The organism is Halorubrum rutilum, assembly GCF_024494565.1.
In genome coordinates this window covers 272,994-292,070 of record NZ_JANHDN010000003.1, presented here as the reverse complement: position 1 = coordinate 292,070, position 19,077 = coordinate 272,994, and the positions used below count along the sequence as shown (strand labels likewise).

The 19,077-nt window shown below is 71.4% G+C and carries 21 protein-coding genes; 13 read left to right on the top strand and 8 right to left on the bottom strand.

The features are described from left to right. The first annotated feature begins 44 nt into the window (after window positions 1–44). From NO900_RS08035 to metG, 6 genes are all read left to right on the top strand, one after another. Window positions 45–371 (top strand): DUF7312 domain-containing protein, encoded by a 327-nt coding sequence (locus tag NO900_RS08035; protein WP_256408700.1) that lies wholly within the window; start codon window positions 45–47, stop codon window positions 369–371. A gap of 94 nt (window positions 372–465) precedes the next feature. Then, window positions 466–1,122: an NfeD family protein gene (locus NO900_RS08030; RefSeq protein WP_256408699.1), complete on the top strand. Its 657-nt coding sequence runs from the start codon at window positions 466–468 to the stop codon at window positions 1,120–1,122. 87 nt (window positions 1,123–1,209) lie between these two features. Then, entirely contained in the window at window positions 1,210–1,956 is a 747-nt protein-coding gene (locus tag NO900_RS08025; protein WP_256408698.1) for a YIP1 family protein, read from the top strand. A 103-nt stretch (window positions 1,957–2,059) separates the two neighbouring features. After that, window positions 2,060–2,683 (top strand): dCTP deaminase, encoded by a 624-nt coding sequence (dcd, locus tag NO900_RS08020; RefSeq protein WP_256408697.1) that lies wholly within the window; start codon window positions 2,060–2,062, stop codon window positions 2,681–2,683. Continuing rightward, the gene (locus NO900_RS08015) at window positions 2,680–3,597 is read left to right on the top strand and encodes a thiamine-phosphate synthase family protein (protein ID WP_256408696.1); all 918 of its coding nucleotides are present in this window, start codon (window positions 2,680–2,682) and stop codon (window positions 3,595–3,597) included. Before dcd ends, NO900_RS08015 begins: the two co-directional genes overlap by 4 nt. 87 nt (window positions 3,598–3,684) lie before the next feature. Then, the gene (gene metG / locus NO900_RS08010; RefSeq protein ID WP_256408695.1) at window positions 3,685–5,814 is read left to right on the top strand and encodes a methionine--tRNA ligase; all 2,130 of its coding nucleotides are present in this window, start codon (window positions 3,685–3,687) and stop codon (window positions 5,812–5,814) included. Between the two features lie 24 nt (window positions 5,815–5,838). Here metG and NO900_RS08005 read toward each other — a convergent pair whose 3' ends face one another. From NO900_RS08005 to NO900_RS07975, 7 genes are all read right to left on the bottom strand, one after another. Then, the gene (locus NO900_RS08005) at window positions 5,839–6,276 is read right to left on the bottom strand and encodes a VOC family protein (protein WP_256408694.1); all 438 of its coding nucleotides are present in this window, start codon (window positions 6,274–6,276) and stop codon (window positions 5,839–5,841) included. A 53-nt stretch (window positions 6,277–6,329) separates the two neighbouring features. After that, window positions 6,330–7,391 carry a presenilin family intramembrane aspartyl protease PSH gene (locus tag NO900_RS08000; protein ID WP_256408693.1) on the bottom strand — a complete coding sequence of 354 codons (1,062 nt, stop codon included), beginning with the start codon at window positions 7,389–7,391 and terminating at the stop codon, window positions 6,330–6,332. A 664-nt stretch (window positions 7,392–8,055) separates the two neighbouring features. Next, entirely contained in the window at window positions 8,056–8,862 is an 807-nt protein-coding gene (locus NO900_RS07995; RefSeq protein WP_256408692.1) for a nitrilase-related carbon-nitrogen hydrolase, read from the bottom strand. Beyond that, the gene (locus tag NO900_RS07990) at window positions 8,859–9,287 is read right to left on the bottom strand and encodes an SRPBCC family protein (protein ID WP_256408690.1); all 429 of its coding nucleotides are present in this window, start codon (window positions 9,285–9,287) and stop codon (window positions 8,859–8,861) included. The genes NO900_RS07995 and NO900_RS07990 overlap by 4 nt, the downstream gene beginning before the upstream one ends. A 157-nt stretch (window positions 9,288–9,444) precedes the next feature. Next, a complete protein-coding gene (locus tag NO900_RS07985; RefSeq protein WP_007998354.1) occupies window positions 9,445–9,672 on the bottom strand; it encodes a DUF7123 family protein in 228 nt (75 codons plus the stop codon). A 52-nt stretch (window positions 9,673–9,724) separates the two neighbouring features. Continuing rightward, entirely contained in the window at window positions 9,725–9,907 is a 183-nt protein-coding gene (locus NO900_RS07980) for a DUF7525 family protein (protein ID WP_256408689.1), read from the bottom strand. Between the two features lie 69 nt (window positions 9,908–9,976). Further along, a complete protein-coding gene (locus NO900_RS07975) occupies window positions 9,977–11,008 on the bottom strand; it encodes a phosphate signaling complex PhoU family protein (RefSeq protein WP_256408688.1) in 1,032 nt (343 codons plus the stop codon). 157 nt (window positions 11,009–11,165) lie between these two features. Here NO900_RS07975 and NO900_RS07970 point away from each other — a divergent pair, with 157 nt between their 5' ends. Further along, window positions 11,166–11,525: a response regulator gene (locus NO900_RS07970; protein WP_256408687.1), complete on the top strand. Its 360-nt coding sequence runs from the start codon at window positions 11,166–11,168 to the stop codon at window positions 11,523–11,525. Between the two features lie 30 nt (window positions 11,526–11,555). On the opposite strand, the gene NO900_RS07965 is transcribed toward NO900_RS07970, so the two are convergent. Further along, window positions 11,556–11,936: a DUF7522 family protein gene (locus tag NO900_RS07965; RefSeq protein WP_256408686.1), complete on the bottom strand. Its 381-nt coding sequence runs from the start codon at window positions 11,934–11,936 to the stop codon at window positions 11,556–11,558. 161 nt (window positions 11,937–12,097) lie between these two features. On the opposite strand from NO900_RS07965, the gene aglJ reads away from it, so the two are divergent. The 6 genes from aglJ (at window position 12,098) to purE (ending at window position 18,790) form a co-directional block, all read left to right on the top strand. Then, window positions 12,098–13,177, top strand: coding sequence for an S-layer glycoprotein N-glycosyltransferase AglJ (aglJ, locus tag NO900_RS07960; RefSeq protein ID WP_256408685.1), 1,080 nt, complete (start codon window positions 12,098–12,100; stop codon window positions 13,175–13,177). 97 nt (window positions 13,178–13,274) lie between these two features. Continuing rightward, window positions 13,275–14,399 (top strand): AI-2E family transporter, encoded by a 1,125-nt coding sequence (locus tag NO900_RS07955; RefSeq protein ID WP_256408684.1) that lies wholly within the window; start codon window positions 13,275–13,277, stop codon window positions 14,397–14,399. A 46-nt stretch (window positions 14,400–14,445) separates the two neighbouring features. Beyond that, window positions 14,446–15,627, top strand: a complete 1,182-nt coding sequence (locus NO900_RS07950; RefSeq protein WP_256408683.1) for an FtsZ/tubulin family protein — start codon at window positions 14,446–14,448, stop codon at window positions 15,625–15,627. A 107-nt stretch (window positions 15,628–15,734) separates the two neighbouring features. Next, entirely contained in the window at window positions 15,735–16,469 is a 735-nt protein-coding gene (locus NO900_RS07945) for a profilin-fold protein (protein WP_256408682.1), read from the top strand. 102 nt (window positions 16,470–16,571) lie between these two features. Continuing rightward, window positions 16,572–17,744, top strand: coding sequence for a 5-(carboxyamino)imidazole ribonucleotide synthase (gene purK / locus NO900_RS07940; RefSeq protein WP_256408681.1), 1,173 nt, complete (start codon window positions 16,572–16,574; stop codon window positions 17,742–17,744). 437 nt (window positions 17,745–18,181) lie between these two features. Further along, a complete protein-coding gene (purE, locus tag NO900_RS07935) occupies window positions 18,182–18,790 on the top strand; it encodes a 5-(carboxyamino)imidazole ribonucleotide mutase (protein ID WP_256408680.1) in 609 nt (202 codons plus the stop codon). The last annotated feature ends 287 nt before the right edge of the window (window positions 18,791–19,077 follow it).

Here is a 19,077-nt window from a genome sequence, read left to right as displayed (position 1 = left end):
ATCCCCCCGCCAGCCATTTACCGCCGACGCGCCTACCGGCGGGTATGCCAAGCGACCGGGACGCCGCCGGCGACGACGCCGACGCCACCGACACCGACGGCGCCGACGCCGTCACCGGTGATGACGCCAGCGGCGCCGACGCCACCGACGACGCCCGGGTCCGGGCGAACGAGACCCGGGCCGACGCCGAGGCGGGGGACGAGCGCCAGTGGCGGTTCGCCGTCGACGACGTGGGGCCGGACGGCGTCACCGAGGACACCGGGACCCCCGAGGACGAGCCGATCGAGCCGGGGTCGATCGACGCCGAGAACGCCGCCCTAGTCGCGCTCGGCGTCGCGATCACGGTCGCCGTGCTGCTGTTCGGGTTCTGAACCCCGTCCGGATCGCCGGGGTCGCGGGGGCCTCCCGACCGCCGACGGCCCCGCGCGCACCATCACTTATACCGACGCGGCCGTACGTCCGGACATGGATCTGCTCTCGGGACTCGGACCGCTCCTCCAGTCCGGGCTGATCGGTCCGGACACGCTGCCGCTCCTGCTGTTGACGGCCGGCCTGCTGCTCTCTATGGCGGAGGCGCTCGCGCCGGGCGCGAACTTCATCGTCGTCGGCATCGCGCTGATCGGCGCGGGGCTCGGCGGGCTCCTGCTGACGTCGCTCGGCGTGGCGGGGGCGGGACTCACGCTGGTCATGGCGCTGCTGACGCTCGTCGTCGGGGCGGCCGCCTTCTACGGCTACCACGAGTTCGACCTGTACGGCGGGAAGGGCCAACAGCAGACCAGCGACAGCGACTCGCTGAAGGGGAAGACCGGCACCGTCACGGAGCCGGTGACGCCCTCCGGCGGCGAGGTGAAGCTCTCCGGCGGCGGCTTCAACCCCTACTACTCCGCGCGGTCGATCGAGGGCGAGATCGAGGCCGGCGAGGAGGTGATGGTCGTCGACCCCGGCGGCGGCAACGTCGTCACCGTGGAGTCGATGGGTTACGTCGAGGACGACATCGACAGGGAGCTCGCCGCGGACCGGGCCCGGAAGGAGGCCGCGGAGGGGGAAGCGGAGGCCGACGCGGGGACCGAGGCCGACGCGGAGACCGAGATCGACGCGGAAACCGAGACCGAGCGCGGGTGACCGCGATCGGGGCCGACCGCGGTCCGGACCGGGGCACCGAGGTCCGGATGGACAAGACACTTGTTCGGTCTCGCGGATCCCTCGGCCATGCGTTCCCCGCTCGCCCCCCTCTCCGGAGCCGTCGGTTCGCTCCTCGACCGCTCCCGCGACCACTTCGAGGCGGTCCGGCCGCGGTCCGGCGCGGTCGCGGCCGGGCTCGTCCTGCTCGTCACCCTCGCGACGGTCGCCGGGGTCTTCGCGCTCGGCGCGGCCTTCGACGCGACGATCGACCGAGAGGTCACCGTCGACAACCCCGACCGGCCGCCGGAGACGACCTGCGAGGCGTTCGGCGACGACGACTCGGTGTTCGCCGAGCAGTGCGACCGGCCCGAACGGGTCGACGTCGACGTCGGCGAGGAGCTCCGGGACGCGACCGGCGACTACGCCGCGTACGCCGCCTTCGGCGTGCCGATCTGGTGGGGGATCTTCGCGCTCGTCCTCCACGGCGGCGCGCGCCTCGCCGGCGGGAGCGGCTCTCTGGGCGACTCGCTCGCGATCGCGGCGTGGGCGATCGTGCCGGAGGTCCTCCGGCTGACCGCCGGGCTCGCGGCGATCTGGCGCGCGCTCGCGACGACGACCGTCGACGGCGCGACGGTCGAGGCGATCGCGAACGAGGTCGTCGCCGCGATCGGGACGGTGCGAGTCCCCCTGCTCGCCGCCTCGGCGGTCGTGATCGCGGTCCAGTGGGCGATCGTGACGGGCGGGCTGGAGGCGACCCACGACCTCGACCGCGGGACCGCGGGGACGGTCGCCGGCGTCCTCGCCGCGCTCGGGTTCCTGCTCGCGGCGGTGTGAGCGCCGGCCTCGCACTCGCGACACCGGACGCGACCCGCGATCCCCCGCGCCGCGAGCCGCCGCATTCGGGAGTTTTTAACCCGCCGGCGCTCCCCCTCTCGGTATGATCCTGTCGGACGCGGACATCCTCGGCCGGCTCGCGGACGGGGACCTCGTGGTCGAGCCGCTCGGCGACGTCGACCAGCAGGTCCAGCCCGCGAGCGTCGACCTGCGGCTCGGCGAGCGCTTCCTGGAGTTCCAGCGCACCAACATCCCCTGCATCCACCCGACCGAGGCCGACGAGGTCGGCGAGTACGTCACGGAGACGACCGTCGACGAGGGCGGCGAGTTCATCCTCCACCCCGGCGACTTCGTCCTCGGGACGACGACAGAGCGCGTGGAGATCCCGGACGACCTCGTCGCGCACGTCGAGGGCCGCTCGTCGCTCGGACGGCTCGCGATCGTCGTGCACGCCACCGCCGGCCTCTGTGACCCCGGCTACAAGGGGCAGATCACGCTCGAACTGTCGAACCTCGGCACCGCGCCCGTCGCGCTCTCGCCGGGGATGCGCGTCTCGCAGCTCACGTTCACCGAGCTGAAGTCGCCCGCCGACCGCCCGTATGGCGCGGAGCGCGGCTCGAAGTACCAGGATCAGGACGGGCCGCAGGCGTCCCGGATCGGCGACGACCCGGAGTTCGACGGCGAGGGGAACGAGGAGGTCGGCGGGAATGCGGAGGCCGAGTCATGAAGTTCATCGAGGAGGTCGTCGTCGACGAGTTCCTCCCGACCGTGCGCTCGATGCTGGCGGAGGACCTCCGCGACCGCGGCTTCACGCAGCGCGAGGTCGCCGACGCGCTCGGCATCTCGCAGTCCGCGGTCTCGAAGTACGCCCACGGCGACGTGGCGCGCCACGACCGGATCGTCGCCGACGAGCGCGTCCGCGACCTCGTCGATCGGGTGGGCGAGGGGCTCGCCGACGGCGACCTGAGCCCGGTCGGCGCGCTCGTCGAGATCGAGGTGCTGATCCGGCGGCTGGAGGAGGGGGACCTCCTCGCGGAGCTCCACGAGGAAGCGATGCCGGCGCTCGCGGACGCCGACGTGGAGTTCTCGGTCCACGACCCGGACAGCGGGCTCCGCGAGCGCGAGCGCGTCCTCGGCTCGGTGCGGCGCGGGCTCCGCACCCTGACGAACGCCTCGGGCTTCGCCGCGCTCATCCCGAACGTCGGGGCCAACGTCGCCGAGTGCCTCGACGACGCGCGGACCATCGACGACGTCGCCGCGGTCCCCGGCCGCCTCGTCGACGTGAAGGGGCGGGCCATGGTCCCCGGCGAGCCCGAGTTCGGCGTGAGCGAGCACGTCGCCACGGTGCTGCTCGCGGCGCGCGAGGCGGGCGCGACCGCTCGCGGCGCCGTGAACGTCCGGTACGACCCCGACACCGTCGCGGCGCTCGCCGAGTCGTATCCGACCGTCGAGTTCGACGCCGAGCGCGGGACGCGCGCGGCGGTCGCCGACGCGGTCGCGGGCGCCGACGCCTCGGCGACCGGGGGAGACGCGGCGACGCTCGTCTGCTACCAGACGGGCGCGGTCGGCGTCGAGCCCATCGTCTACGTGCTCGCGCCGACCGCCGCCGACGCGGCGCGGATCGTTCGCGACCTGTTGTGAGTCTTCCCGAAACGTCCGGGCCGTCCGCTCGGCCCCGAACCAGCGGGCTTTAGGCCCGTATCCACGACAACTCGATACACGCACCACATGAGCCACGACGACTTCCCCACCGACCGACCCGCGGTGGTGACCTGCGGGCTGCCGTACGCCAACGGCGACCTCCACATCGGCCACCTGCGCACCTACGTCGGCGGCGACGTGTACAGCCGCGCGCTCGAGCGACTCGGCCAGGAGACCGCGTTCGTCTCCGGCTCGGACATGCACGGGACGCCCGTCGCGGTCAACGCCGAGCAGGAGGGCGTCTCCCCCGAGGCGTTCGCGCTCGACTGGCACGAGCGGTACGCCGAGACGTTCCCGAAGTTCAACGTCGAGTTCGACAACTACGGCCACACCCACGACGAGACGAACACCGCGGTCACCCAGGAGCTCGTCCGCGACCTGGAGGACGCGGGCCACGTCTACGAGAAGGAGATCATGGTCGCGTACGACCCGGTCGACGACCAGTACCTCCCCGACCGCTACGTCGAGGGGACCTGCCCGTACTGCGGCGCGCACGCCCGCGGCGACGAGTGCGACGAGGGGTGCCAGCGCCACCTCGAACCCGGCGAGGTCGAGGACCCCGTCTCGACGATCACCGGCAACCCCGCCGAGTACCGCGAGCGCACCCACAAGTTCTTCGCGGTCTCGGAGTTCTCGGAGTACCTCTCCGGCTTCCTCGACCGGCTGGAGGGCACCTCGAACGCCCGGAACCAGCCCCGCGAGTGGATCGAGCAGGGGCTCCAGGACTGGTGTATCACCCGCGACATGGACTGGGGGATCGATTATCCGGGGGACAATCCCCAAAACCTCGTCCTCTACGTCTGGGTCGACGCCCCGATCGAGTACATCTCCTCGACGAAGCAGTACTCCGAGCGCGTCGGCGCCGACGAGTACGACTGGGAGGCGGCCTGGCTGGAGGGGGCGAGCGACGCCCACCCCGAGGGCGGCGAGATCGTCCACGTGATCGGCCGCGACATCATCCAGCACCACACGATCTTCTGGCCCGCGATGCTGGAGGCGACCGACCACGCCGAGCCGCGCGCGGTGATGGCGAGCGGCTTCGTCACCCTCGGCGGGAAGGGGTTCTCGACGAGCCGCGACCGCGCCGTCTGGGCCGACGAGTACCTCGACGAGGGGTTCCACCCCGACCCGCTGCGCTACTACCTCGCGACCAACGGCGGGTTCCAGCAGGACGTGGACTTCTCGTGGGAGAAGTTCCGCGACCGCGTCAACACCGAGCTGGTTGGGACCGTCGGCAACTTCCTCTACCGATCCCTGCTGTTCGCCCACCGCAACTACGACGACGCGCCGATCGCGGACGCGACGAGCGACGAGGTCGAAGCGCGGATCGAGGCGGCGATCGCCGACGTCGAGGCGGCCGTCAACGACTACTCCGTGCGCGCGCTCGGCGACGCCGTCACCGACCTCGCGCGGTTCGGCAACGAGTACATCCAGCGGAACGAGCCGTGGAACCTCGTCGACGAGGACCCCGACGAGGCCGCGCGGGTCATCCACGACTGCGTCGCGGTCGCGAAGGCGATCGCGGTGCTGTTCGAGCCGATCGCCCCCGAGAAGTGCGAGCGCCTGTGGGCCCAGCTCGGCGAGGACGGCTCGGTCCACGAGGTCACGGTCGAGGCCGCCCGCGAGGGGCCCGCCGGCGATCTCGCGGAGCCGACCGAGCTGTTCGATCAGATCGAGGACGAGCGCGTCGAGGCGCTCAACGAGAAGCTGGAGTCGCGGGTCGCCGAGGCGGAGGCCGGCGACGAGGAGGGCGACGAGCCAGATGACGAGGACGACGGCGGAGACGCAGACGACGCCACCGACGACCCCGACGCGACCGACGTCGACCCCCTCAGCGACGACCGGATCGGCTTCGACGACTTTCAGGAACTGGACATCCGGATCGGCCGGATCGAGGAGGCCGAGGGCATCGAGGGCGCCGACGACCTCCTGAGGCTCCGCGTCGACCTCGGCGCCGAGACCCGGACGATCGTCGCCGGGCTGAAGCGGCTCCACGACGTCGACGACCTGCCCGGTACGAAGGTGGTCGTGCTCGCCAACATGGAGAAGGCGGAGCTGTTCGGCGTCGAGTCGAACGGGATGGTGCTCGCGGCCGGCGAGGAGGCCGACCTCCTCACCACCCACGGGGACGCCGGGCCGGGCACGAAGGTCAAGTGAGAGCCGGTCCCGATCTTCCCGATCTCACGCGTCCAGCACTTCGATCAGGTTGCCCTCGGGGTCGACGACGAACAGGACCGTGGTCCCGCTCTCGGTCGTCCGCGGCTCGCTGAGGGTCTCCACGTCGTCGTCGAGCCCGCGGTGGAACGCTTCCACGTCGTCGACGGAGAGCCCGAGGTGGACCGCGCCCGGTCGGTTCAGTTCCGGATCGGGTGTCGGCTCGCCCTCGGGGTCGTACGCGACCAACTCGACGATCGTCTCGTTACCGTCGCCCTCCCCGCCGGCGACGAGGTGCGCGAAGTCTGCGGCCGCGCCGTCGACGGCGACGGCGTCCGCGAACGCCTCGCCGCCCACGGCGAACTCCGCGGCGAGGTCGAGGTCGAACGTCTCGGCGTAGAAGTCGACGGCGCGGTCGAGGTCGGCGACGGTGAGGCCGACGTGGTGTGGGGTCGGATCGGACACGGTCGAACGACGGCGAGCGATTTAAAAATCGTGTCGGCCCAGATGTCCCCGTATCAGAGGACCCCGGCGAGCCCCACCGCGTTCGCGAGGGGGACGCCGGCGGCGACGGAGCCGATCAGGTAGCCGCCGATGGCGCCGCCGTTCAACAGCGGGAGCCCGGCGTGCGGCCGGCCCTCGATCACCCAGCTCATCAGGACGAGGAGCCCGGCGAGGCTCCCGACCATCGCGAGCAGCGCGGGGAGGTTGACGCCGAGGAGCGGGACCGCGAGCCCGGCGGCGGGGGAGAACGTCGCCGCGCTCGCGACCAACACGGCCGGGATCACGGCGTCGCCGAGCCCGATGAAGAAGGCGTCGCGCTCCTCGATGGGCGTGGGGTCCGAGACGTCGGCGGCCTCGTCGTCTCCGGCGGTCCCGTCGTCGCCAGCGGCCCCATCGCTTCCGACGCTCCCGTCGTCCCCGGCCGCCTCGCTGGCGCCGTCCGCCTCGTCGGCCTCCGCGTCGGTCGCGTCGTCCGGACCGCCGGCGCCCCCCTCCTCGTCGTCGCCGAGCAGCGTGTACGACAGCGACAGCGGGATCACGAGCACCACGGGGATGTTCAGGTCCATCACGCCCTCCGCGAGCGACAGCATGTGCTCGGTGCCGTACACCGAGACGGCGTCGTAGACGGCGAGGAACGCGAGCAGGATCAGCGCGGGGAGCAGCCCGAACGAGATGCCGAAGAGTCCGGCCGCCCCGGCGCCCATCAACACCCCGGCCGCGTCGATCACGTACCACTCGGGGTAGACGAGCAGCCCCACGCCGACCGCGGCCGCCGGCACGGCCGCCGCCAGCGGCGACACCAGCGCGGAGAAGACGTACCACGAGAGCCACGCGGAGGTGCCGACGATGAGGAGCCGGACCGCGCCGTCGAAGTCGTACCTGAAAGCCGCGAGCATCACCCCCGTCATGACCAGGATCGCGAGGACGTACACGACGCTGTTCGTCGGGTCGTCGGGGTTCTCGACCGCCTGATACCCGCTCTCGGCGAACTCGGGGACCAGCGCCAGCGCGCCCAGCTGCACGGCGAGGAACAGTCCGACGACGAAGGCGACGCCGCGGTACTCCCGGGGGAACATTCGACCGAGGGTTCGGCGTCCGGAGGTTTCGTCCTTGCGCTTCGCGTCGGCGGGCCGGTCGGGTCGCTCCGGTCGGACCGCTCTGCCAGAGTCGCTCCGGGACGCGCTCGCTCGCCGCGAGAGGGATCCGGTGCCGCGAACGCCGACGGCACGCCGTCGCGCGCCGCAGAAGGGGTCCGGGTACGGTGTGGGAGCGGGTCGGACCCGGACCCGAGAGCCGACGGACGACGGACGGTGGAAGCGAGTGTCCGGCCGGCCCGCCCGACGTTAGGCGGGCCGGCCGGTTTCGTCCGCGGCGTGTACGACCAGCCCGATGCGGAACAAGAAGCTACCGTCCAGATTATCAAATCAGATATTCTTAGCGACGAACGCGGCGGTCGCGACCGGAAGCGTCGTCGCGAGTCACGCGCGGAAAGGGAAGGGAGGCGAAACGCGGCGAAGGCGGGACGGGAGGCGGGCGGGCGGCGGCCGGACAGCGGACCCCCGGGCTGTCGTCGGCGTCGCCGCCCGAGCGGTCGGGACGGGCGCGCGGTGTTGTCGCCGAACTCCAACGAGAAAAGCGTCGGACTTCGGCAACTCCACGTAGTCGCTTCTCCGGTATAAACCAGACGGTCCGGGCTCGGGGATCCGGATCGGAACGGGGGTCGGAGCGCCGGGCCGGGAGTCAGCGCCGGTCCCGCAGCGCCGGGAACTCCTCGCGCACCGCCGCGGCCCGCTCCGGGTCGATCTCGGCGGTCACCGTCGTCGGCTCTTCGCCCACGGACGCGAGGGTGGTCCCCCACGGGTCGTAGACGGTCGTCCGGCCGCAGAGCGCGTCCGACTCGAACGCGCCGCTCCCGTTGACGGTCGCGACGTACGCGAGGTTCTCGATGGCCCGCGCACGGCCGAGCGTCCGCCAGTGCTCGACGCGGGGGTACGGCCACGCGCTCGGCACCAGCACGCAGTCGACGCCGGCCGCGGCCATCTCGCGGAACTGCTCCGGGAAGCGGAGGTCGTAACAGGTCGTGACGCCGACGCGCACGCCCTCCAGGTCGACGACCGGGACGCGCTCGCCGGGGACCATGCGGTCGGTCTCCTCCGAGCCGTACCCGAACAGGTGCCGCTTCCGGTAGACCAGTCGACGCTCCCCGTCCCGGTCGAAGAGGACCGCCGCGTTCGCGAGCCCCGCCTCGGCCGGGACGTCGATCCCGTCCGCGGCGGAGGCCGCGAGGTCCTCGACGACGGTCCCGGCGAGGACGTTGACGTCGGCGTCGGCCGCGACGGCCGCGAACCGCGACAGCCGGTCGCCGGCGAGGCTCTCGGCGGCGCGGGCGTACGAGTCGAACGCGAAGTAGCCAACGTCGAACAGCTCCGGGAGGACGACGAGGTCCGCCCCGTCGGCGGCGGCCGCCCGGACGCGCTCGACCGCGCTCTCGACGTTGTCCGCGACGGCGCCGCCCTCGACGCCGAGCTGGACGCCGGCGACCCTCATGCCGTCGGGCCCAGCGAGGCGCGCAGCGCGTCCTCCAGGTTGTCGAGCTCCTCGTCGAAGTTGCGCTCGAAGAACGACTCGACGCCCGGGAGCCGGCCGTCGACGACGAACTCGTTGGCGAGCCGACAGCCGCCGTCGGTCTCGGTGATCGTGTGCTCGCCGGTCACGCGGAACGCCTTCGACTTGCCGACGAACTTCACCCGGTTCGGCGGGTCGCGCTCGACCTCCTCGGTCTCGACGGAGATGGTCGAACGGATCATCGGGATCGGGAGCGCGACGTGCCAGGTCGCGCGCCCGTCGCCGTGGACGTCGAAGGTGTCGACCACGCTTATCGCGCCGGCGCGCTTCTCGGCGTCCGAGATGAACGCCCACACGTCGTCCGCGGGCGCGTCGAACTCGAACGTCCGGGAGACTCGGACGGTCATACCCGCCCGTTGGTGCCACGGGGGTTAAAAACACGCGAGTCCGACGGCGCGGAGGCGGCGGGAGTCCGACGGCGAGGAGGCGGCGGGGATCCGGTGGAACGGAGACGGCGGGATCGGTAACGCGGGGACGAAGCGGGCCCGGCGGCGTCGCGCGACCTCAGCCCTGTGGCGTCACGCGCCACGTCGTCGACCGCGCTCGGCCCCACTTCTCGATGTCGACGTCGTCGGACTTCTCGGCGAGTCGGGGGAGCCGCGAGCCGACCTGCTTCGCCGTGAGGCCGATGGCGTCGGCGATCGTCTTCGAGCGGACGTAGCGCTCGCCACGGGTGACGCTGTCCGTGAGGTACGCGAGGATCCGCTGCTCCTCCTCGGTGTACTCGCTCATGTCGCCAACGTTGGCGTCTAACGTCCTTAACGGTTTCTCGTCTCCCGGTCGCTCAGTCGAAGAGCTGCACGGCGGCGACCGAACAGAGGGCGAAGACGAACGCCGCCGCGAACCCCCACGCGCGACCGATCTGCGACGGGTACCCGAACATCAGCACCGTCCCGACGAGCGCGACGGCCCCCAACGCGAGCGCCACGCCGATCTCCATGTCAGACTCGATGGATCCCTCGCTCATACCCGTCGCTTCGCGGGCGGCTACTTAGTTCATGCGAAGGGCGCGACCGCGCCGACGAGATCCGCGCTCTCAGATGATCTCGACGTGCTCCGACTCCTCGTTCAGGGCGAGGTTCGCGGCGATCTCGGCGTTCCGCATCGCGTACTCGGCGGTGTGCTGGAGGCTGACGAGCACCTCGCGGGTCATCAGCAGCGTCTCGTTGTCGAGGTCGTCCGGCAGCTCGGCGAGGATCTCCTGCTCGCGGTCCTCCAGCCGGGCGAACAGGTCGCGGCACTCGACGGTGAGGTCGTAGTCGCGCTCGACGACGGCCCGGACCGCGAGCGCCGTCAGCTCGTCCACCTGATCGGTGAACTCGCGGATCTGCCGCATCGTCGCGCTGTCGACGTCGAGCGTGTGGCCGTCGGCCTCCATCACGATGTCGGCGATGTCCTCCGCGTTGTCGGCGGTGAGCTCTAAGTTCTTCGCCACGGAGCGGTAGCCGATGAGGGGGAACCCCTCCTCCAGGCCGACGGCACGCGCGAGGTTCGGGTTCTGGTAGGCGGTGAAGATGAGCCGGAGCAGGAGGACGAAGATCTTGTTCGCCTGCCGCTCGCGGTTGAGCGCGCGCTGCGCGAGGTCGGGGTTGCCGTGCGCGAGCGCCTTCACGGCCTCGCCGCGCATCGTCGACCCGGTGTTCTCCAGCCGTTCGAGCAGGTTGTCGAGGGTGAAGTCCTCCGGGTCGACCGAGCAGCGGATGGAGATGTCCTCGGGCGTCTCCTCGATGACGCCGAGCCCCATCAGCTGCGTCTCGGCCTTGTAGACGGCGTTGATGTGCTCGCTGTCGAGCGTCCCCTCGCTCCGGACGTGGATCACGCGCCGCCCGAGCACGTACTGCGCGACGATGGCCCGCTCCAGCGACCGCGCGTCGAGCCCGTCGGCGTTGATGACGGCCTCCGACTCCTCCGTGCTCACCGACTCCGGGAGCACGGTGAGCGTTCCCTTGCCGCCCATCCGGAGCGACACCTCGTCGCCCTTGTTGACGCCGTGTTCCTGCGCCCACTCGGCGGGGAGGGTCATCGCCAGCGTCGACGGACCCAGCCGTTGGACCTTCCGCGTTTCCATGTCGCGACGTACCGCGGGATACACCTTAACGTTGTTCCTATGTTCATTATACGCTTGATCGAATATACAAGGTGTTGTGTGGGGATCGGACGCGCTCGACGGCTCCGACCGTCCGACGATCCGCGCGCTTTTGTCGTTCAGCCGCCGATCATCGGTCATGACAGCCCGGGTGCTCGTCGTCGACGACTCCTCGTTCCAGCGGACCGTGGTCCGGGACGCGCTTGAGGGGTCGTTCGACGTCGTCGGCGAGGCGGAGAACGGCGCGGAGGCCGTGGAGCTGTTCGAGGCGTACGAGCCGGACGCCGTGTCGATGGACGTCGTCATGCCGGAGATGACCGGGATCGAGGCGACGCGCGCCATCAAGGAGCGGCGGCCGGACGCCGTGGTCGTGATGTGCACGAGCGTCGACCAGCGGGAGAAGATGATGGCGGCGGTGAAGGCCGGCGCCGACGGCTACGTCACGAAGCCGGTCGACCCCGACGAGCTGGTCCCGGAGATAGAGAGTCACCTCGGCTGACGGGCGGAGACCGGAGTCGGCTCGCAGGGGTCACGCCGGGTCGAACGACCGGAGGATCGACGAGAGCGCGCTGGCGAGCTCTTCGAACCGGTCGATCTCCATCGAGTCGGTCGTCACCCAGACGCCGTGTTCCCCCGCGATGACGCGCGTCAGGTACCCGTTCTCGAACACGCGGACGGTGAACCGGTAGTCGCCGAGCTGCGTGTTGGCGTACAGCGACTGCGAGTGGAACCCCTGGCGCTCGTTCTCCGCGAACCCGACGAGGTCCGCGGTCCGGCTCAGGTCGCTGCGGAGGTACAGCTGCGTGACGTCGTCCTCGGTGAAGTAGGTGAGACTCCGGAGCTCGTCGCCGGTCGCCGTCCGCGCCGCGCTGAGTAGCTCGTCGACGTGAGGGTCGGGTGGCTGCGACATGCTAACACGATCTATCGTGGGGTACATGAGCGTGTGGGTGGCCGCAGGACCGTCGTCGAACCGGTGAGCGGACCGATCGTCGCGCCGAACTAGGGCGCTTCGCGCTCCGTCGACCGCGCCCGAAGGGCAGAGTTTAGGGACTCCCCCGCCGTCGACCCGCCATGGGCGACTACGACGACGTCTGCGTCCTGCTGCCCGCGATGGACGAAGTCGAGACGGTCGCGCGCGTCGTCGAGGCCTTCCGCGACGCCGGGATCGACGACGTCCTCGTGGTCGACGGCGGCTCCACCGACGGGACCAGGGCGGCCGCCCGCGAGGCCGGCGCGCGCGTCGTCGAACAGTCGGGCCGCGGGAAGGGACAGGCCGTCCGCGAGGCGGTCCGCGACCACGTCGACGCGCCGTACGTCGTGATGGCCGACGCCGACGCGACGTACGACGCGGCCGACGTCGACGCGATGCTCAACCCGCTGCTCGCCGGCGAGGCCGACCACGTCATCGGGAACCGGTTCGCCGACATGCGACCGGGGGCGATGACCCGGCTGAACCGGGTCGGCAACCGGATCATCAACCTCGCGTTCCGCGCGATCCACCGGGAGGGCTATCGGGACATCCTCTCGGGGTATCGGGCGTTCACCCGCGAGTCGTTCCTCCGGCTCCGCCTCACCGCCGACGGCTTCGGGATCGAGACCGAGATGGCGGTCGAATGCGTGAAGAACCAGGTCGACGTCGCGGTCGTCCCGATCACCTACCGCGAGCGTCCCGGCGGCTCCGCGACCAACCTCCACCCGATCCGCGACGGCGGCGTGATCTTCCTGGAGCTGTACCGCAAGGCGAAGACGAACAACCCCCTGTTCTACTTCGGCAGCGTCGGGGCGGTGTCGACCGCGGTGGGCGCGGCGATGACCGCGTACGTCCTCTACGAGTGGTTCGCGTACGGCATCACCCACGAGGTCATCGCCATCGGCGCCGTCGGTTCGGCGGTCCTCGGGATCCAGCTCCTGATCTTCGGCGTGCTGGCGGACATGATCCTCTCGCTGCACCGGGAGCAGGTGACCCGGTTTGAGCGGGCGATCGAGGAGCGCGGGCCCGACGGTTCGCGGGAGAGTGAGCGGGACGGCGACCGAGGCAGCGAGCGGGACGGCGACCGAGACGGCGAGCGGGACGGCGACCGAGACGGCGAGCGGGACGGCGACCGAGACGGCGGTCGGATCGAGCGTCCGCCGGAGGGGGACGACGACTGACGCGCGCCCGTCGAACGGCCGCGGGGACGGCCGAACGCCCGTTTCCGTCCCGGAGCGAAGGCACATAGTTTATGTCGGCACACCGAGACGCGGGGCCATGGACGAGAAGCGGTTCGTCATCGCCCTCTTCGGTCTCGCGGTCGCGCTCGTCGTCGGGTTCATCGGGTACCGGTTCGTCGCCCCGCTCACGGTCGCGGTGTTCCTCTACTACTCGACGCGCCGGCTCTTCCACCGGCTCGAACGGTTCCGACTCCCCGCCCGCGCCAGGGCCGTGCTCTCCCTGTCGCTCATCGGGGTCCCGCTCGTCGGGCTCATCGGCTACACCGTGCTGCTGGTGCTGATCGAGGCGCGGCGGTTCATCGAGCGGTACCCGGTCGCGGAGACGGTCGGCGCGGAGGACTCCTGGGTCGGAGACCTGGCTCAGCTCTCGGACCCGACGCTCGACGGGCTCGTCGCCGCCTATCGCTCGGGGCAGCTCGACCCGCTGATCGAGTTCGTCTCCGAGCAGGCGCCGCTGCTCGCGAGCACGCTCTCCGGGCTCGCCCTCAACCTCCTGATCGTCGTCGTCGTCACCTACTACCTGCTGCTCGACGGCTCGAAGTTCCACGAGTGGCTGCTCACCTTCGACGACGACGCGGTGGTCCGCGAGTACCTCGAAACCGCCGACGACGAGCTGGAGGCGGTGCTGTACGGAAACCTGCTCAACGTCATCGCCATCTCGATCATCGCGGTCGTCACGTACACCGCGTACAACGTGGCCGTGCCAGCCGCGGTCGAGGTCCCGTACCCGGCGCTCGCGGGCGCGCTCACCGGCGTCGCGAGCCTGATCCCCGTGATCGGGATGAAGATCGTGTACCTCCCGCTGGCGGCGGTGACCTCGGTGCCGACGCTCCTCGGCGGCGGCGACGTCTCGCTGCTCGCTTACGTCGCCGGCTTCCTCGTCGTCGCGGCCGTCGTCGTCGACACGATCCCCGACATCGTGCTCCGGCCGTACTTCAGCGGGAAGACGACTCACGTCGGGCTGCTCATGCTCGCGTACATCTTCGGTCCGGTCGTCTTCGGCTTCCACGGGCTGTTCCTCGCGCCCATCGTGCTGGTGTTGGCGCTCACGTTCGCCGACACGGCGCTGATCCGGCTGCTCGGCGGCGATCCGAACGAGGTCGGCGCCGAGGGAGACCCCGCGGCGGTCCCCCGCGGACAGCGGCGACTCGACGAGTTCTGACCGCCGAGCCGAAGAGATAAGCCCCCGCTCGCCGACCGGGTGACGTATGCGCCTTCACGTCATCGGTCTCGGCGGCGCCGGTGGCCGGATCGTCGACCGGCTCGCGGCCGATCACGGCCACGAGCGGTTCCTGCACGGGATCAACGCGTTCGACACGGACGCGGCGGCCCTCGACGCGCTCCGGTCGGTCGACGAGTCGCGCCGCTACCGCTTCGGCGACGCGGCCGACGGGAGCGGGCTCGACGGTGACCTCCACGCCGCCCGGCGGCTCGGCGACGCCCACGCGAGCGAGCTCGGCCGCGCCATGGACGACGAGAACCCGTCCGTCGCGGAGGCGTTCGTGCTCGTCGTCGGTCTCGGCGGCGGCGCGGGCGCGGGCGCCGCCCCCGCGCTCGCCGAGGAGCTGTCGCGGCTCTACGACGCCCCGGTGTACGCCGTCGGACTCCTTCCGACGCCGGCGGAGTCGGGGACGTCGGCGGGGTCAGGCGAGTCGGCGGAATCGGCGGTCGACCGGACCGACGCCGCCCGCGGCAGCGCGCCCGAGTCCGAGGACCGCGAGCCTCGGCGCCCCCTCGCGGAGAAGAACGCGGCCCGGACGCTCGACGCCCTCTCCGACCGCTGTGCGGCCCTGTTCCCCTTCGACAACGACGCGTGGCTTCGGCCGGGAGAGACGCTCCGCGACGGGCGGGGTCGGCTGAACGAGGTCGTCGCCGAGCGGGTGGCGGCGCTGTTCGGGGCCGGCGACTCCGGCGAGGCGGAGTCGACCCCGCAGCAGGTGCTCGACGCGAGCGACATCGCCCGCGCGGTCGGCGACGACGGGGAGATCGCCGCGGTCGGGCACGCGACGCAGGCGGTCGATCCGCCGGAGTCGGGGTCCCGGTTCGGGCTCGGGCTGTTCGGCTCGGACGAGCCCGCCGAGGTCGACGCGAGCGCCGCGGTGTCGGCGATCGAGACGACGATCCGGAAGGCGGCCCGCGGCAAGTCGACCGTCGAGGTCCCGGAGGGGCGCGCGGACCGGACGCTGCTCGTTGTCGGGGGACCGCCGGCGTGGCTCAACCGACAGGCGATCGCCGACGGGCGGCGGTGGCTCGCCGAGGAGACCGGGTCGGGCGCGATCCTGAGCGGGGACGCGCCGGAGCCGGACGGCGAGGCGGTGTTCGCCGTCGTGTTGCGCTCCGGGATCGACGAGCCGGCGCGGGTCCGAGAGCTCCGGGAGTCGATCGCGTGACCGGCGGGCGCGGGTCCGAGGCTCCGCCGGCCGCACCAGCCCAGCCCGGCCCCGCCGGCCTCGCTCCGACCCGAACCGATTAACCCCGTGTGGCGCCCAGATCGGCCGTGACCACCCACGCCGACCTCGGGCTCGACCTCGACGTGCGTGACGCGGACGCAATCGCCGACCGGCGCGACGAGCTCGTCGCCGCGGTCCGCGACCATGCCGGAGCGATCGCCTACCAGCTCGCGAAGCTCCAGGGCGGCGACTACGGGCGTCGCGAGCTGTCGACGCCGGGCGGGACGTGGACGGTCAAACACGAGGCCGGGGAGCTGGAGTTCCTGCTGTTCTCGCCGAAATCGGGCTCGGACGTGTACGTGATCTCGACGAAGCGGCCGCCGGACCCGGAGGAGCTCGCGGCCGCGCTCGACGACTACGCGGCGTTCGTCGCGGCGTGGAACGAGTACGTCGAGTCGCTGTCGGGCGTCCTCGACGGCGTGAGCGCCGAGTTCCCCGAGCCCGCCTCGACCGACGGCGTCGTCGCCGAGCGCGACCGCGTGCTGGACCGGATCCGCGAGGCCTGTTCCGTCATGGCCGGGGAGATACACCGGTACGAGGGCGACGACTACGGGACCTACACCGCCCGCGTCGACGGCGACCGCTGGGAGCTGAAGTGGGACGAGGGGGCCGTCTCGTACCTCCGCGTCGGCGGCTCCGGGGGGCTCTACCTCCTCTCGCAGTACGAGGCGCCCTCCGCGGCCGACGTCCGCGAGTACGCCGACTCGTTCAGGGGGTTCGTCGACGCGTACAACGAGTACGTCGACGAGCTGGAGAGCGACCTCGCGACGGTCGACCTGTAGGCGGTCGGCGCCCGCGACCGAACCGGTCGTGTACACACGAACGTGTCTATTGTACCGGTCGATGTGGGAATATTTATGCAGTAACGTTCGGTACCGCCGCGCATGTCTATCACCCTGCCGGGACCGACGCTCGGCGTCGTCGGCGGCGGACAGCTGGGTCGGATGATCGGCGAGGCGGTCGCGCGGCTCGGCGTCGAGGTCGTCGTGCTGGACCCGACGCCCGACTGCCCGGCCGCGCCCGTCGTCAGCGAGCAGATCGTCGGCGACTTCGACGACCCCGACGCGGTCCACGAGCTGGCGAGCCGGGCCGACGCGCTCACCTTCGAGATCGAGCTGGCCGACCCGGCGCTGCTGGCCGAGGCGAGCGCCGAGCACGACGTCCCGGTCCAGCCGGACCCCGGGACCCTCGAAACGATCCAAGACAAGCTGGTCCAGAAGGAGGCGCTCGCGGACGCGGGGATCCCCGTCCCGGAGTTCGTTGCGGTCGCGACCGCCGAGGGGCTCGAACGCGTCGTCGAGGAGTTCGGGGGCGTCATGCTGAAGGCCCGCGAGGGGGGGTACGACGGCCGCGGGAACGTCCCGGTGGAGGGCCTCGCCGACGCCGCCGACGCGCTCGACGAGGTCGGGGGGAACGCGATGGCCGAGGAGCTCCTCGACTTCGAGCGCGAGATCGCCGTGATGGGGCTGAAGGGCGCCGACGGCGAGACGCGCACTTATCCCGTCACAGAGACGATCCACCGCGAGGAGATCCTCCGCGAGAGCGTCGCGCCCGCCCGCGCCGACGACGCGGTCGTCGCCGAGGCCGAGTCGGTCGCCCGCGACGTGCTGGAGTTCCTCGACGGTCGCGGCGTCTACGGGATCGAACTGTTCGAGACCCGCGACGGCGAGGTGCTCGTCAACGAGATCGCGCCGCGCCCGCACAACTCCGGCCACTGGACGATCGAGGGCGCGCGCACCTCGCAGTTCGAGAACCACGTCCGCGCGGTGCTCGGGTGGCCGCTCGGTCCGACCGACCTCGTCGCGCCCGCGGTCACGGCGAACGCCCTCGGAGACGTCGACGAGACCCGGCCCGCCACGCTCCGCGGCGTCGACGAGGTCCTCGCCGCGCCCGACGCCGACCTCCACTGGTACGGGAAGGCCGACGCCCGCCCGCTCCGGAAGATGGGGCACCTGACGGTGGCCGAAACGGGCGGCGACCCCGAGGACGCCGACCGCGACGCCCTGCTCTCTCGGGCGCGAGAACTCCGCGACGGGCTGACGTTCCGGGACGCGTAGATTTCGGGAGCAACGGCGACGACCGTTTATGAACGAACTGCGGTGGCGCGTGCCTGCGAGCGGCCGCCCTCGGCGGCCGCGAGTCAGCACGCGCGAGGGAGCGGTGAGCGCTCGAAGAGCGCGAACCGCGAGGTTGGGGAGGCGTGAGGCTGCGGTGCAGAACGGTGCGGGGCGGGACTCAAAGGGGCAGTCGCGAGGACGAAGACGCGCGACGTAAGCACTGGAGGGAGTGAGCGAAGCGAACGACCGAAGCGCGCAACGAGCGCATCGAGTCCTCGCGGCTGGGGCTTTGGCGGTGTTCCTGTGGCAGCGACCACGTATTGCCGAGCGGCTGGGACTTTGTCGGTGTCGACCGCGACGGCAACCGCGGCTACCCACTGATCCGCGTAGTCGCCGCATCCGGGAGTTCCTTGTAACCCTCCGCCGAACCCACGCGTATGACCACGGTGGACGACCTGATCGAGCGGCTCGAAGCGGAGGCGGCGGCCGACGCCGACCCGGACACCACCCCGGACGTGGGGATCGTCATGGGCTCGGACTCGGACCTCCCGACGATGGAGGGCACGTACGAGGCGCTCGACGAGCTCGGCTTCGCGGAGCAGACCGACTTCCACGCGGCCCCCGACGCCCGGTTCACCTACGAGAGTTACGTCGTCTCCGCGCACCGCACCCCCGAGCTGATGTACGCGTACGGGGAGACGGCGACGGCGCGCGGGCTGGACGTGATAATCGCCGGCGCGGGCGGAAAGTCTGCCGACCTCCCGAACATGACCGCCTCGATCGCGTACCCGGTGCCCGTCATCGGCGTCCCGGTCCAGGAGAAGTCGGTCGACTCCGTCATCGGGATGCCGACCGGCGCGCCGATCGTCGCGGTCGACGCGGGGAAGTCGTTCAACGCCGCCCTCTCGGCCGCGCAGGTGCTCGCGCGCGAGCACGACGAGGTCGAGGAGCGGTTGATCGAGTACCACGAGGACCTCAAGGGCGGCGTCGCCGACGTCTCCGCGGACCTCCACGACCTCGGTATCGACGGGTTCCGGGATCGGTAAGCGGTTGCCGGCGCGGTGGCCCGCCGTAGAGCCCCGACCGTTTACGTCTGATTAGAGGTCATTGCGACCGCTTCCGAAGCCACGGCTGCTCAGCGATACGTGGCTGGTACCGGATTGCCGGCGAACACCGCCACAGCCCCAGCCGCTCGGCTCCACGCGGTTGCCACCGGATTGCCGGCGAACACCGCCACAGCTCCAGCCGCGAGGCCGCCGTACGCTCGCTGTGCTCCTCGCTCAGTCGCTTCGCTCCTTCGCTGCGGTGTCGCCGGCGGCTTCGCCGCCGGCTG

Excerpts from the sequence above, each read along its gene's own strand:
- purK (WP_256408681.1), top strand. The coding sequence starts at position 16,572 with ATGTCTATCACCCTGCCGGGACCGACGCTCGGCGTCGTCGGCGGCGGA.
- NO900_RS07950 (WP_256408683.1), top strand. The coding sequence starts at position 14,446 with ATGCGCCTTCACGTCATCGGTCTCGGCGGCGCCGGTGGCCGGATCGTC.
- NO900_RS08015 (WP_256408696.1), top strand. The coding sequence starts at position 2,680 with ATGAAGTTCATCGAGGAGGTCGTCGTCGACGAGTTCCTCCCGACCGTG.
- NO900_RS07970 (WP_256408687.1), top strand. The coding sequence starts at position 11,166 with ATGACAGCCCGGGTGCTCGTCGTCGACGACTCCTCGTTCCAGCGGACC.
- NO900_RS07995 (WP_256408692.1), bottom strand. The coding sequence starts at position 8,862 with ATGAGGGTCGCCGGCGTCCAGCTCGGCGTCGAGGGCGGCGCCGTCGCG.
- aglJ (WP_256408685.1), top strand. The coding sequence starts at position 12,098 with ATGGGCGACTACGACGACGTCTGCGTCCTGCTGCCCGCGATGGACGAA.
- dcd (WP_256408697.1), top strand. The coding sequence starts at position 2,060 with ATGATCCTGTCGGACGCGGACATCCTCGGCCGGCTCGCGGACGGGGAC.
- NO900_RS08000 (WP_256408693.1), bottom strand. The coding sequence starts at position 7,391 with ATGTTCCCCCGGGAGTACCGCGGCGTCGCCTTCGTCGTCGGACTGTTC.
- NO900_RS07955 (WP_256408684.1), top strand. The coding sequence starts at position 13,275 with ATGGACGAGAAGCGGTTCGTCATCGCCCTCTTCGGTCTCGCGGTCGCG.
- NO900_RS07985 (WP_007998354.1), bottom strand. The coding sequence starts at position 9,672 with ATGAGCGAGTACACCGAGGAGGAGCAGCGGATCCTCGCGTACCTCACG.
- NO900_RS08030 (WP_256408699.1), top strand. The coding sequence starts at position 466 with ATGGATCTGCTCTCGGGACTCGGACCGCTCCTCCAGTCCGGGCTGATC.
- metG (WP_256408695.1), top strand. The coding sequence starts at position 3,685 with ATGAGCCACGACGACTTCCCCACCGACCGACCCGCGGTGGTGACCTGC.
- NO900_RS07965 (WP_256408686.1), bottom strand. The coding sequence starts at position 11,936 with ATGTCGCAGCCACCCGACCCTCACGTCGACGAGCTACTCAGCGCGGCG.
- NO900_RS08025 (WP_256408698.1), top strand. The coding sequence starts at position 1,210 with ATGCGTTCCCCGCTCGCCCCCCTCTCCGGAGCCGTCGGTTCGCTCCTC.
- NO900_RS07975 (WP_256408688.1), bottom strand. The coding sequence starts at position 11,008 with ATGGAAACGCGGAAGGTCCAACGGCTGGGTCCGTCGACGCTGGCGATG.
- purE (WP_256408680.1), top strand. The coding sequence starts at position 18,182 with ATGACCACGGTGGACGACCTGATCGAGCGGCTCGAAGCGGAGGCGGCG.
- NO900_RS07980 (WP_256408689.1), bottom strand. The coding sequence starts at position 9,907 with ATGAGCGAGGGATCCATCGAGTCTGACATGGAGATCGGCGTGGCGCTC.
- NO900_RS07990 (WP_256408690.1), bottom strand. The coding sequence starts at position 9,287 with ATGACCGTCCGAGTCTCCCGGACGTTCGAGTTCGACGCGCCCGCGGAC.
- NO900_RS08035 (WP_256408700.1), top strand. The coding sequence starts at position 45 with ATGCCAAGCGACCGGGACGCCGCCGGCGACGACGCCGACGCCACCGAC.